The following is a 13,269-nucleotide window of genomic DNA, read 5'->3' on the forward strand; positions in this document are numbered from 1 at the left end:
TGGTGCCAAGGCGCCTTGGTAGCTCGCGGTTTTGCATTCTTATTCTTTTTCCTCGGAGGTATTTTATGGAGTCTATTTCACGATTGGCAGGGAGACGACCGGGCGGTTCGCGCGCGGGTCGAGTAGCCTCTGCGCTTTCCATTGCGTTGCTGGCCATGTCCGCGGCCGGTGGTGTGCAGGCGGCGCAACTCATGTGCGGCCCCGGCGCGACGCCGCTGCGCATTAGCACCGCCAAGGCCACATGGTCTACCGACGCACGCTACGTGAGCGCCCCCGCCGGCGCAGCGGCCGCGATCGTGGACGACTACAAGTGGCGCGGTTGGTTCAACCCGACGACCTCCACGCACCCCGCAAGCGCAGGTGCGCTGGCAGGCCAGCCTCTGCAAGGCAAATGGCTGTCTTTTGGCGATGCGCAATACCCCACCGGAGCCGCGGGCAATACAGGCACGGGACCTTACCCGGCTGTCATCACCGATGGCAATGTGGCCAACGGTGCGCTGGTTGCTCGGCGCGTATCCTTTACCTACAACGAAAAAATCACCATTGGCCCCAATGTGGATTTGAGTTCGATCAAACTGACGGGCTCGGGTGGTTTTGACGACAGCACGGACCTTTTGGTCAAACCAGACACCACCCCTTCGGGCGCCACGGATTGGATTCGCACTTCTGCATCGTTCGGAGGGTTTGGCGCTCCGTCGCTCATTTCCGTGGATGGCGCCAACACGGGGATGGGTTTCTACTATGGTGACAATACCATCGGCTTTGCCGTTGTGAACACTTTCTATGCGCCCACCACGAGCGCAGGGAACCCCACCGGTCTGTTCGCCGATTTCCAGATCACGGCAGACTGCCTGACGGAGCCCGAACCAGTGGCTTCAGCCGTTCTGAGTTGCGCGCCGGATGCTGCTGATGGCACGCCTGTTGAGATTGGTCCTTTCTTCACCAACGCCCGCGACTGGAAATGGGCCATGCGTACCGATAGCGGTGCGCTGGTGGAAAATACCGTACCTGAGCAGCCGCTGTTCGACGACTACAAGTACCGCAGCTGGTTCAACCCGGCCAAGCTGGCCGCTGGTCAGGAGACCTCGGCTCGCTGGATCAGCCCCGGCACCACGTCACCTGGCACTGCCGACCTTCCAGGCGTGCCTTATCCCGCAGCCACGGGTCAGACCAAGTTCGGCTACTACGGCAGCGTCTTCACGATGAATCAGGCCATCACCGTGGCCAACAACGTGGACCTGGACAGCATCAAGCTCACGGGCCGCTTTGCTTTTGATGACACGGGCGACAGTGTGTATGTGAAACCCGCAACTGCGGCGTCGCACTACACACCGTTCAAACATCTGCTGCCCGACGGCTACGGTGGATTTACCGGCAGCGTCGCCTCGCCATTCACCACTGCGACCATCCCTGGCTTTGAGGTGGGTGACAACACCATCGGCCTGGTGTTGGACGGTGGACAACTCCGGAATGACTGCGGCAGCGGTGTGTGTGCCCTGGGTGCCATTGCCGAGTTCAAGGTCACGGCTACTTGCAAGGCGCCGGCACCAGATCCAGCCACGGGCACGCAAACCATTAACTTCCGCGCACCCAATCCTGGCGTGTATTCGGCAACGAATGGTTCTACGGTCGCCTGGAGTCCAACGCCTCCGCTCAAGAGCAGCGCCGACATCGATGTGACCTATTCCACATCGACGCCTGGGGTGTGTTCGGTGAACGCAAGCACCGGCGCAGTGACGTTGGTGACCCCGGCTGTTGCCGGCAGTTGCACGATCACGGCTAATGCCGCAGCGGGCACTTGGACGGATCCCAATGACTCCACCAATGTGGTCGCTATTTCCGCGGCACCGTCTGTGACGCAGACCATGGAGATCACACTGCTCAAGACCCAGGAAATTACCTTCCTCGCGCAAGAATCCCGCAAAGTGCCTGATGGCGCCTTTGCTGTGGACCCTGCCGCGCAGGCTAGTTCGCTGCTTCCCGTGGTCTACACAAGCCTGACGCAGTCGATCTGCTCGGTGACGTCTGACGGCACGGTCACGCCGAAGAGAAACGGCGTTTGCACGATTGCAGCAGACCAACCGGGCAATGCCGAATATGCGGCTGCGGAACGTGTCACACAAGACATTACGCTGACCGATGCGCCTGTGGTGATCACCCAGGTTCCGACCCTGGACATTCTGGGTCTGAGCTTGCTGAGCCTGCTGGGCGCCGGCGCCGGTGGCTTGGCTCTGCGCCGCCGCAAGCGCGCTGAGTGATAGTGCAATGAATGATCTGCCCTAGGATTCACCTAGGGTAGTTTTTAAAAACCGCGTTGTCCCCTGGTGGGGCAACGCGGTTTTTCTTTTGCCCGTTCGGATTGAAATTCTGCTTTCCGGCCTTTGTGACTTTGTGAACTTGTTCACGGTTTGTTTGGAAAACGATCGAGGAGAAATGGAAGGCAAATTTGTTTGCATAAAAGCAAACAAATTGGATTTTCAGGATTTGTATATTTTGTAAATATTTATGTTTTCGGCAGTACCGGGGCAAAGGCCCCTCACGTAACCGCAATCTCAGATTTGGAAGTCTCAAATCTCCGCGCTGAAAGTGGCAGCAAAGGTTGTGTCCATTTTTTTATCAGAGGGATGACAGATGAAGGTATCCAAATGCGCCAAGGCGGCTTCGCTGCTATGCCTCGGGATTGCAGGCCATGCAATGGCTGCTGATTGCGTCAACGGCGTCAATGCGTCCGGAACATGCACGGTGCCCTCAGGTGTTACCAGTATCACGATTGAAACCTGGGGCGGTGGCGGCGGTGGCGGCTTGAGTTCCGGCTCTTACACCGGTGGAGGCGGTGGCGGTGGTGGCTATTGCAAGGCTATCGTGGCTGTGACCGCTGGAGCGTCATTGGTTGTGCAGGCGGGGGCGGCCGGCGCGGCTGCCACAGGAACCGTTTCCGCGGGCGGTGGCGGTATTTCATCGGTGACGGGGTCTGGTGTGTCGGGTATTACCGCCAGCGGCGGCGGCGGCGGCGGAAACGCGGGTTCCGGGGGATCGGGCGGGGCGGGTAGCGGTGCGGGCGCCACGCAGGGGGGACAGGCGGGGCCGGTGGGATGGGGGCTTTTGGGGCGACGCCAGCGGCTGGCGCACAAGGGATGACTGGACCAGCAGCCACCGATCAGCCAGCCAATCCGTCTCGCGGAGGTACGGGAGAGCAGGGGCAAAAAGGAGGAACAGGTGATGCTGGTGCTCTAGGCGGTGCGGGCGGCGACGGCGTTACAGGCGGCACGGGTGGTGCTGGCGGTAGCGGCGGCAGGGGCGGCAACGGCGGCAGGGGCGGCAACGGCGGTGACCTCGGAACCGAAAACCCCCCGAATTTCATTTATCGGACCGGCGGCGATGGCGGCGGGGGCGGTGGAGGCGGTGGAGGGGGTTCAGGCGGTAATGGCGGTCCAGGCGGCAACGGTGTAACGCCTGGGGCGGGTGGTGCTTGGGGGAGCGGTGGCTTGGGTGGAACTGCCGCCTCAGGTGGCTTCGCAGGTCCGATTGGCAATCCTGGTACGGCATCGGATCCTACGGACGGCGACCCTGGAAAAGACGGTTTACCCGCTCCGCGGGGTATGTCCGGCACGGCCGGTAGCACGCTCGCGGATCTGACGGCTTGCGCTGGCGGTGAAGGGGGCAGCAATGGCAGCAATGCCAGCGGTGGTGCTGCGGGTGGTCCTGCGGTTGGCGCGGGCAACGGCGGCGGCGCGGGGCAGGCGGGCTCGTCTGGCACAGTGCGCCTCAGCTTCACTGCGGTTCCACCGCTTTCTGCGCCCACAGCCATTCCTACGCTAGGGGAATGGGCGCTGATGATGCTTTCTGCCGCGCTGGCAGGACTGGCTGGAAAGGTCTTGCGCCGTCGAAAGGCCTTGTAGCGCAACCGGGACAGCCGATCCCGCGGAGGGCATGCTTCGTTTTGGCTTAGCGTGGATCACTGAAGGGCAGATTTTTGAGAAACCGCGTAGTCGCTTATGGCGACCACGTGGAGTGCTGAGCGTCTTGGCCGCAGCAAGGATTGCGTTCACTTTTTATTCAGATGGAGGAGAGAATGAAGATATCCAAATGCGCCAAGGCAGTATCCCTGCTTTGTCTCGGAATGGCAGGCCATGCCATGGCCGCGGATTGCGTCGAAGGCATAAACGCACCCGGCACATGCACCGTGCCTGCGGGTTTCAACCGCGTCACGATTGAAGTATGGGGCGGCGGCGGAGGTGGCGGGTTTACTTCGGGCGCTTTTACCGGCGGCGGAGGTGGCGGTGGCGGTTACTGCAAGGTCACGAGGACGGTGGCAGCGGGGGCCTCCCTGGTCGTGCAGACCGGAGGGGCCGGAGCAGCCGCCACCGCGGCTGTTTCTGCCGGCGGCGGCGGTATTTCGTCGGTCACGGGCGGAGGCTTGTCGGGCGTCACTGCCAATGGTGGCGGTGGCGGCGGCAATGCGGCCCCAGGCGGATCGGGTGGCGCGGGCACTGGTGCGAGCGCTGCACAGGGCGGCGTGGGCGGCGTAGGCGGCATTGGTCCCACCGGCTTATCGGGCGGGAAGGGAGACACAGGTAACACGGGCGATACCGCGACCAACGATCCGAACAACCCATCGCGTGGCGGCACAGGGAAGTCCGGAAAGCCGCCGTCCGGAGGCGGTTCCGGTGGCTTGGGAGGCTCAGGCGGTGACGGCATTGCGGGCGGCGCAGGCGGCGCCGGGGGCAAAGGCGGTGCGGGTGGCCCAGGCGGCGCGGGTGGTACCGGCGGAGACCTGGGTGAGCTGGGCAATCCGCCTGATGCCTATATCTACCGTACTGGCGGAAACGGCGGCGATGGCGGCAGCGGCGGGCCAGGAGGCAAGGGCGGTATCGGCGGCCCTGGGGGCAATGGTGTGACGGCCGGTGCGGGCGGCGCTGCCGGTGCGGGGGGTGACGGTGGCGCTGCCGGTGCGGGTGGTACTGCGGGGCCGCTGGGTAACCCTGGCACTCAGGCCAGACCGCTGGATGGCTTGCCTGGATCGCTTGGGGAAGCGGGGGATATGGGCATGTCCGGCACGGCTGGCAGCGTGCTCGCCGGTTTGACTGCTTGCATTGGTGGTGACGGCGGGGACGACGGTAGCGGCGCCAGTGGTGGTACGGCCGGTGGTCCGGCGGTAGAGAGTGTGGGCAATGGCGGCGCCGCCGGGCAGGCAGGCTCGCCTGGCTTGGTGCGCATGAGCTTCGCTTTGGCTCCACTGCCTGCGCCCGCCGCTGTGCCCACAATGGGGGAATGGGCGCTGATGCTGCTTTCCGCCGCGCTGGCAGGACTGGCTGGAAAGGTCTTGCGCCGTCGCAGGACCCTGTAATACCGCGACTTCTGAGATCATAGGCACGCTCTCAGCAGCATGTGCCTCACTCCGGCTTCCAAGCCGGATCGTCTGCTGCCTTTGTCGAATCTGGCACTGTGGTAGTTGACTTGAATGTCCTCGATGGATTTGTTATTTGTCCGCGCTTATTGAGTATTTGATTGTTATCGACATAAATCAAAGAAATTTGTAGAAAATAAAAATTGAATATTCTCAGCTTCTGTATAAATCCTCTCGCAAGTAATCTGCAGTCGGGTTGCTCTGAATTTTTCAAGAAACGAGAGGGTATATGGGGTTGTTTGAAAAGCATTTCGGTGGTTCACGTGCCGTTCTGAAGGCCGTGCCGGCCGCAGTTCTGGCTTGTACCTTGAGCATGGCGAATGCCGCCATGTACGTACCTGACAACTTTGCCAACAATGGAGGATCCAACCTTGAAACCATGGTGATGGTCAAGGATGGCGACGGCCGGCTGGTGATTGGCGGCCTGTTCAATACCGTTGAAGGGCAGGCGGGTTACCAAGGGGTTGCCCGCTTCAATGCGGATGATTCACTGGACACCAGCTTCAAGGTGGCGACTGACGAGTTCGTGAAAGCCATCGCCATTCAAAGTGACGGGAAAATCCTGATCGGCGGCCAGTTCCATTACATCACTCCCGCAGGCGGTACGACCACTACTTCCTGGGGCATCGCCCGTTTGAACCCAAACGGCACGGTAGATACCAGCTTCCAGCCCGCGCCAGCCGGCACGGTGAAATCCAATCACAACGTGCGCGGCATCGCGGTTCAATCTGACGGCAAGATTGTCATTGGCGGGTACTTCACCGCGATCGACGGCGTGGCCCGCAATCGCATCGCCCGCCTGAATGCAGATGGCACGCTGGATACCTCCTTCAATGTGGGGACGGGCTCCAACGGCAATATCGAGGACGTGAAACTGCAAAGCGACGGAAAGATCCTGATTTCCGGCTCGTTCACGAATATTCAGGGCACCGACATCCGCGGCGTGGCTCGCTTGAATACGGACGGCACGCTCGACACGACCTTCGTTCCGAATGGCGGCGCAGCCGGAGTAGTCAACGGGGCCTGGGATGGTTCCTTCCCCGTTTACCAGTTGGCGGTACAGAACGATGGCAAGATCCTGTATGCAGGGGGCACCCATACGTATACGGGCAAGTACCACTGGCGGATGGCGCGCCTGAATACCGATGGTACGCCAGACACGACGTTTAACTCTTTTGTCAACTGGTGGGCCTCTTCGATTGCGCTGCAGAGCGTGGGAGGAGAGCAGAAGATCGTGATCGGTGGTGATTTCGGCGTTGCCGGCCAGCGTGATGCTGACACCAATGCCACAGTCGGCACCGATGCCCAGCGCATACGCATCGCGCGCTTCAACGCCGACGGCACGCTCGACACCGAATTTGATACGTCCAACAGCGCCAACAGCTGGCTGTGGGCGGTGCTGCCCAATGACGACGGCACAGTCTATATCGGCGGTAAATTCACCAGTGTGGCCGGCATGGCCCGCCGCGGCATTGCCCGCCTGGCGGAACTGGATCCGACCACGCAAGTCATCAACTTCCAGGCGCCAGAACCGGCGGTGTATTCGGCGATCAATGGCGCTTCCGTTGCCTGGTCTCCCACACCGCCTACCACCAGCAGTGCGAACCTGCCGGTGACCTACACGAGCTTGACCACTACGGTATGCACGGTGAATCCCACCACGGGTGCGGTGAGCACTGTTGTTCCTGCCGTCACAGGCCTGTGCACGATTCAAGCCGATGCCGCTGAAGGGCAGCAGACGATCAACACCATTACGTACGACGTGACCGCCGCGCAGCCTGTGCAGCAAAGCATTCAGATCGACGCGCCACCAGACCAGAGCATCATCTTCCCGGCTCAGACAAGTCCGAAGAACGCAGCGGATGGTGCTTTCAGCATTGACCCGGTAGCGACGGCCAGTTCGGGCTTGGCTGTGACTTACAGCAGCTTGACGCCTACCGTGTGCACGGTTTCGGGCACTACCGTAACACCATTGACTGGCGGCGAATGCACGATTGCGGCTAATCAGCCGGGCGGCGATGTAGGCCCGGTTCATTTCAATGCGGCTGCCCAGGTGACTCAAAGCGTGGTGGTGCAAAGTGGGCAGACGATTAATTTCCCTGCCCAAACCAGCGGTACGCAGACCATCGTGACCGGCAGCTCTTTTGCGATTGCGCCAACAGCCACGGCTACTTCGAACCTGCCTGTCACCTACAGCAGCCTGACACCTGCTGTCTGTACGGTCACGGGCACTTCTGTGCAGGTGCTGAGCAGTGGTACGTGCTCGATCGCTGCAGACCAGGAAGGCAATGCCTACTTCACTCCGGCCGATCGGGCGAGCCAGTCGGTGCAGGTGACGGCGTTGCCGAGGACGGTCGCAGCCGTGCCTACGCTGGAAACCTGGGCTTTGGGTTTGCTGGCCACCCTGTTGGGCGTGCTGGGCTTCCGCCGTCGCGGCAGTGCCCAGTAGGCAGCGATGTTGTGAATGATCTACCCCCGGCATCGCCTGGGGGATTTTGCGAAAACCGTGTTGTCCCTTGGTAGGGGCAACGCGGTTTTTCTTTGTGGCCCGCAGGATTGAAATCCAGCTTTCCGATGCTTGTGAACTTAGTCACGGTGTCTTTTGAAAATGAATGCAAAGAGTATTGGTGCAAATAATTTTTTTAAAAAACAAACAGATCAAACTCTCTGCTTCTGTAAATTTTCCTGTGGATATTTATGTTTTCGCTCGGACCGGGGGGCGAAAACCTTGTGTAGCCTCACTTCCGGTTCATGGAGCAAGCATCATCAACTCACTTGATCAAGACAGGCGGCAAGCGGGGCGGATGGAGCCGCTGGCGCTCTCGGAGCATTCGCTGGAGGAGCACGTGCGCCTACGCACCGAAGAGTTGCTGCGGTCCCGCAATGCCCTGCAGGCGGCGCTGGAAGGCGAACGCCTGCTGCGGCGGGAGCAGCGCCAGTTTTTCGACATGGTGAACCATGAGTTCCGCACCTTGTTGACTGTGATTGACAGCGCTGCCACCGAGCAAGCCATGTTTCCTGACTCCGACGTGTCCGCGCAAGTGGGGCGAGCCACTCAGATTCGCCGTGCGTGCCGGAGGCTGACGGCGCTTGTAGAAAACTACCTGGTGAGCGAGCGGCTGGATGCCCCCCGTTTTTGGCTGCGTATCAGCCAGGCCATGGTGCCGGCGCTGGCAGAGGACGCCGCACAGCTCGTGCGCTGGTCGAACCGCCACCGGCTACGCTTGCTGATCCAGGATGCGCCTGCCACTTGGCCATGTGATCCGACGCTGGTACACATGGCGCTATCGAATCTGGTCGACAACGCGGTCAAGCATGCTGACGCAGGAGAAGTCACGGTGTGCGCACAGCAGAATGGAGAAGGCCAACTGGAGCTCTCGGTCGCTGATGAAGGCCCTGGGCTCTCGCCGGAAGATGCTTCGCACATATTCGGCCGTTTCGAGCGTGGGGACCGCGTGGATCAGACGCGCGGCTTCGGATTGGGACTATGGGTGGCCCGGCGCGTGGCCCGATTGCACGGCGGTGATGTACGCGTGATGCTCTTGCCGGGAGGGGGTACCTGCTTTACGCTGATGTTGCCGCGGCCATCTCAGCCGCAAAGGCATGCGGCCACACACGACAGCGTGGCCGAATATTCCTGATATGGAGCCTTGCTCCATCGCTAGTCCGTTCCTATGAGTTTCGCCATGCGGCGACCTCTTAGAACGTGTGTTTCATCCCCGCTTCGAAGCCGGAACGCCCGGTCCCGTTGTCGAACCTGGCGTTCGCATAATTGCTGTAGAGGGTCGTCCGCTTGGAGAGGGGGTAGAAGTAGCCGACCGACCATTTGCGATCGTGCTGAGTTCCCTGAGCCAGGGTATAGCGCTCAACCATGCCACGCAGTTCACCGCCAGCCAGTGGGGCGGTAAAGCCGATCAGGCGATTGTTTTCGCTGTTGCCGTTGCGCTTGCCGGTGGCGTAGGCGGCGATGAGCTTGATGAGACCAAAGTCGTACATCGCACCCATCGGGGTCGAGTAGTGGTTTTCGTTCCAGCGTTGATGGGCGATCCCCGTATAGAAAGGGCCATTGCGATAGGTCAGGTTGAAGCCGCGCGAGTCCTTGGTGCCGTCGGTCCCCGAGATGGCATATTGCAGCCGGAACTGAAAGCCCGCCATGACCGGCGAGGCATAGTTGATGCTGTTGTTGGATTTGAAGCTGTAGAAGTCGGCTGGTGCAGCGGGCAATCCTGCAGGATTGGGGGCGCCGGTCGGATTCACCCGCAGGTAGCTCCAGGCACCCGCCTGGCCCAGCGTGTCGCCTTGCCAGGGATCGAAGTCGAGCGAGGTGTACAAGGCGGGCTGGTCCATGCGGCCGAAATCCACCCGTCCGTAACTCTGGTGTGAAAAACCAAGCGTCGAGCGGCCATCGTAGAAGGTCGGCGCGGTGGAGCCGTCGGTAGGGATCAAGGTGGCGTCGAGAAAAACATGTGAGCGCCAGCCGTTGCCAAGATCGTCGTCCACGCGGATACCCCAGCGGTTTCGCGATCCCGGTACCATCTGGGTGGCATTCTTGGCCGATAGGCCGCCCGGCCCGGATTGGGTCGAGTCGCCCCAGGTTTTCCGCATGGCCAAATCAACGCGGCCAAAGATCACGACCGATGATTGCGCCGCAGCGCACGTGCAGGCGAACGAAAGCGCCACCGGAACGAATGTCCGAAGTTGCATGGGTCTCACTCCTCTATTGAAATCGCGGGGCTCTGCGGCACCGCTGGGTTCATCCCGCTGGGGGATATCTCACGAAACTCGAACGGTGTCTTCGGCCGCTGGCGCGTACCGGTTCTCGGTGGCCGTGTGATCGGCCAGTCCCAGAATGGCATTCATCTGGGCGAAAGTGAGCTGGGGTGGATAAGCGGCTTCGTCATCGGCGCGGTGCGCCTCGAGGTGCTGCCGGACCGCATGAGCCACGCTGAACAGCAGCGTGGGATCGGTGACGATGCGAAAACCGATATGGCGCAAGGTTGCGCGCGGCAGATAACTCATATGGTTTTCCTGTCCGCGCGAGTTGTTGCCCCAGGTGGGGATTGCCATCGCGTTCACGAAGCGCTCCATTTCGCCGATGTCCTGCAGCGCTTCCATGAACACCATGTCGGCACCTTCTTCCTGGAAATCGAGGCAGCGCTTGAGCGCTTCTTCGAAACCGAGCAGGCGGCGTGCATCCGTGCGGGCCACGATGACGATGTCATGGCCTGATTCACGGCGGGCTTCCACGGCGGCGCGTATCTTCAGACGGGCCTCCTGCCGGGAAATCACGGCGCGCGGCCCTATGTGTCCGCACTTCTTGGGGGTGAACTGATCCTCCAGCAGCAATGCGGCGGCCCCGGCGCGGGCGAACTCGACAACCGTGCGCCGCGCGTTCATGGCATTGCCGTAGCCGGTGTCCGCGTCGGCGATCAGCGGAAAGCCCGGCAGGGGGCCGCAGATGTCACGGACCTGGGAGGCCACTTCGGTCAGCGTGCTATAGCCTATATCGGGCAAGCCCAGACGCGTGGCCGAGACGGCGTAGCCGCTGAGAAACGCCAGCGGATAGCCAGCCTGGGCGATCATCCGGGCAGAGAGCGCGTCATAGCAAGCGAGGATGAAATGCGTTTCTGGATGCGCGAGCAATTCGCGCAGACGTGGAACTGCGGTCATGAGTACTCCAAGGCTCAAGGGGTTGTGATCGTGAAGCCGATGGCCTTGACATAAGCTCGCATCACCTCGTGCTCGGCTTTCAGGCGCCGGGTGAGGGCATCGGGACCCAGCGTAAGCGGCTCCATGCTGAACTTGCTGAGGAAGGTGCTGTCCTGCGCGAGTTCCCGCACCGTATGCGACAACCGCTCCAACTGAGCCGCAGGGGTACGGCCAGGCACCCAGACGGCATTCATGTCTGTCATCTCGAGCTTGGCGTATCCCAGCTCCTGAAGGGTTGGAACCTCAGGCAGGAAGACAGATCGCTTGCGTCCGGCCGTCGCGAGCACCCGCAGGCGGCCTATCTTGTGGTTGCGCACGATAGGTTCGCTAAGCGCGGCAATGGTGGCCGGGATCTGCTCGCCCATCAGGTCCTGGAAAGCCGCGGGGCCGCCTCGGTAAGGTACGTGTTCGATTTTGGTGCCGGTCTCCCGGCCTATGAGATAGCCCAGGATATGAGGCCCCGATCCAATGCCGCCGGTGCCGTAGCGAGCGGCAAGGGGGTCTCTGCGTGCCAGTTCCAAGTACTGTTGGAAGCTTGTCACCGGTAGTTTCGCGTTGACCGTGAAGACGAAATCCATGTCGCTGACAGCGCCGGCAGCCGCGAAGTCCGTGAACGGATCAAACGGAGGTTTCGCATAGGCATTCGGGAGAATGGTCATTACCGAGGCGGGTCCCAGCAGCATTGTCAAACCGTCGGGAGGCGCCGCCTTGACCAGATCCAACGCCAGCCGGCCGCCCGCACCCGGCTTGTTCTCCACGATCGCGGTGGTCGCATAGCCACTGGCGCGCAGCATGTCGGCTAGCCTTCGCGCAAGGACGTCGCCCTGACCACCGGGCGCGAACCCGATGACCACGCGTGCGGGGCCCGGTTGTGCGCGGCTGATCAGGGGCACGGCCGCGATGGTGGCGGCAGCCCCGCAGAAAGTTCTGCGTTTGAGCATTGATGTCTCCTCTTTTTAGTGTGTCGAGTGCGGCTGTGGACTATTGCAGGCCGTACAGACGGGCTGCATTGCCGTATGCCAGCTTGTCCCGTGTATGGGGATCAAGGTCACCGAACAACTTCTGGATATACCGCTGCGAGTCGGGCCAGATGCCGTCCGGATGCGGAAAATCGGAGGCCCAGAGAATGTTGTCGTAGCCGGCGTGGCGCAGCACCGGCAGAGCCGACTCTTCTGTCTGGAATGAGGCATGGCATTGCCGGTACCAATACTCGGACGGCCGCAGAGACAGCGCGATGGTGTGGCGGAACTCCTCGTCGTAGCTCCAGTTGAGTCGATCGAGAATGTAGGGTATCCAGCCGATGCCGGACTCTGCGAACACGATCCGCACTTGCGGGAAGCGCTCCAGCACGCGCCCCATCACCAGTCCCGTGAGAACGCGCGCGGCGCGGAAGATCTGGCCGCAGGCGAAGGCCGCGCCTCGCGCGCCTTCCTTCGTGGCGGCATCCCAGCCCGTCATGTCGGGCATCTCCGGGCCGAAAGTATGGAAGTGCACCGGCAGCCGCGTCTCGTTCGCGAAAGCCCAAAACGGATCCCAGTCAGGGTGGTAATAGGGTTTGGCGCTGGGGGCGGCCGCAGCCATGTCCAGGCCCTTGAAGCCACCGAGCGCCACGACCCGTTGCGCCTCTTTCAGCGCCATCTCGGGGGTATGGCAGGGAATGTTCGCCAGTCCGAGCAGGCGTGACGGCGCATAAGCGCAAAAGGAACGGAGCCAGTCGTTGTAGATCTGAAGCATCACGACTGAAGCTTCTTCGTCCTTCAGCCGGTCTGACATGCCGAGGATCCCGTAAAGCACCTCACCGTCCACGCCGTCGAGTTCCTGATCTTTGACCCGCAACTCGGGAGTGGAGATGCGCCGGATCCCTTTGGCGCCGTCCGAAAACAGCCCTTGCTCGGCCATCCGGTCGGCGCGCTGGATCTTGCCCGGCTCGTAGGGACGGCCGGTGGCCCCCAAGGCACATGCGAAACCAAGGTGCAGGCCCGAGCGGGTGGTCCAGCGCCAGCCCTGCGGCGTTTCTTCCTGAAAGGGCATCCGGCTGCGCATTTGCATCGGTGCGTTCTCGGTGAACAGTGCCGGCGGCAGCCACGACATGTCGATGTGGGAATCGGCGGAAATACAGCGTTGCTTCATGAATTGTCTCCTGCGTGTTTGTT

At 61.6% G+C, this 13,269-nt stretch carries 10 protein-coding genes; 6 read left to right on the forward strand and 4 right to left on the reverse strand.

Going from position 1 to position 13,269, the window contains the following annotated elements; all coding sequences use genetic code 11:
* The first annotated feature begins 65 nt into the window (after positions 1–65).
* From WJU18_RS11660 to WJU18_RS11685, 6 genes are all read left to right on the forward strand, one after another.
* Entirely contained in the window at positions 66–2,258 is a 2,193-nt protein-coding gene (locus WJU18_RS11660) for a hypothetical protein (protein ID WP_423460214.1), read from the forward strand.
* 373 nt (positions 2,259–2,631) lie between these two features.
* Positions 2,632–3,138 carry a hypothetical protein gene (locus WJU18_RS11665; protein ID WP_423460215.1) on the forward strand — a complete coding sequence of 169 codons (507 nt, stop codon included), beginning with the start codon at positions 2,632–2,634 and terminating at the stop codon, positions 3,136–3,138.
* The gene (locus WJU18_RS11670; protein ID WP_423460216.1) at positions 3,135–3,899 is read left to right on the forward strand and encodes an IPTL-CTERM sorting domain-containing protein; all 765 of its coding nucleotides are present in this window, start codon (positions 3,135–3,137) and stop codon (positions 3,897–3,899) included. Before WJU18_RS11665 ends, WJU18_RS11670 begins: the two co-directional genes overlap by 4 nt.
* A 173-nt stretch (positions 3,900–4,072) precedes the next feature.
* Positions 4,073–5,347, forward strand: coding sequence for an IPTL-CTERM sorting domain-containing protein (locus WJU18_RS11675; protein ID WP_423460217.1), 1,275 nt, complete (start codon positions 4,073–4,075; stop codon positions 5,345–5,347).
* A 289-nt stretch (positions 5,348–5,636) separates the two neighbouring features.
* Positions 5,637–7,856 (forward strand): IPTL-CTERM sorting domain-containing protein, encoded by a 2,220-nt coding sequence (locus WJU18_RS11680; RefSeq protein ID WP_423460218.1) that lies wholly within the window; start codon positions 5,637–5,639, stop codon positions 7,854–7,856.
* 397 nt (positions 7,857–8,253) lie between these two features.
* Positions 8,254–9,048, forward strand: coding sequence for a sensor histidine kinase (locus tag WJU18_RS11685; protein WP_423460219.1), 795 nt, complete (start codon positions 8,254–8,256; stop codon positions 9,046–9,048).
* Positions 9,049–9,106: 58 nt separating this feature from the next.
* Here WJU18_RS11685 and WJU18_RS11690 read toward each other — a convergent pair whose 3' ends face one another.
* The 4 genes from WJU18_RS11690 to WJU18_RS11705 all read right to left on the reverse strand — a co-directional run bounded on the left by WJU18_RS11690 (position 9,107) and on the right by WJU18_RS11705 (position 13,246).
* The gene (locus WJU18_RS11690; protein WP_423460220.1) at positions 9,107–10,111 is read right to left on the reverse strand and encodes a porin; all 1,005 of its coding nucleotides are present in this window, start codon (positions 10,109–10,111) and stop codon (positions 9,107–9,109) included.
* A 69-nt stretch (positions 10,112–10,180) separates the two neighbouring features.
* On the reverse strand, positions 10,181–11,077 hold the full coding sequence (locus WJU18_RS11695; RefSeq protein WP_423460221.1) for an isocitrate lyase/PEP mutase family protein: 897 nt from the start codon (positions 11,075–11,077) through the stop codon (positions 10,181–10,183).
* Positions 11,078–11,091: 14 nt separating this feature from the next.
* Positions 11,092–12,057, reverse strand: a complete 966-nt coding sequence (locus WJU18_RS11700) for a tripartite tricarboxylate transporter substrate-binding protein (protein WP_423460222.1) — start codon at positions 12,055–12,057, stop codon at positions 11,092–11,094.
* A gap of 40 nt (positions 12,058–12,097) precedes the next feature.
* Complete coding sequence (locus WJU18_RS11705) at positions 12,098–13,246, reverse strand: amidohydrolase family protein (RefSeq protein WP_423460223.1); 1,149 nt, start codon at positions 13,244–13,246, stop codon at positions 12,098–12,100.
* Positions 13,247–13,269 lie beyond the last annotated feature (23 nt).

This window comes from Ottowia sp. VDI28 (assembly GCF_049532675.1).
Lineage (GTDB): Bacteria > Pseudomonadota > Gammaproteobacteria > Burkholderiales > Burkholderiaceae_C > Ottowia.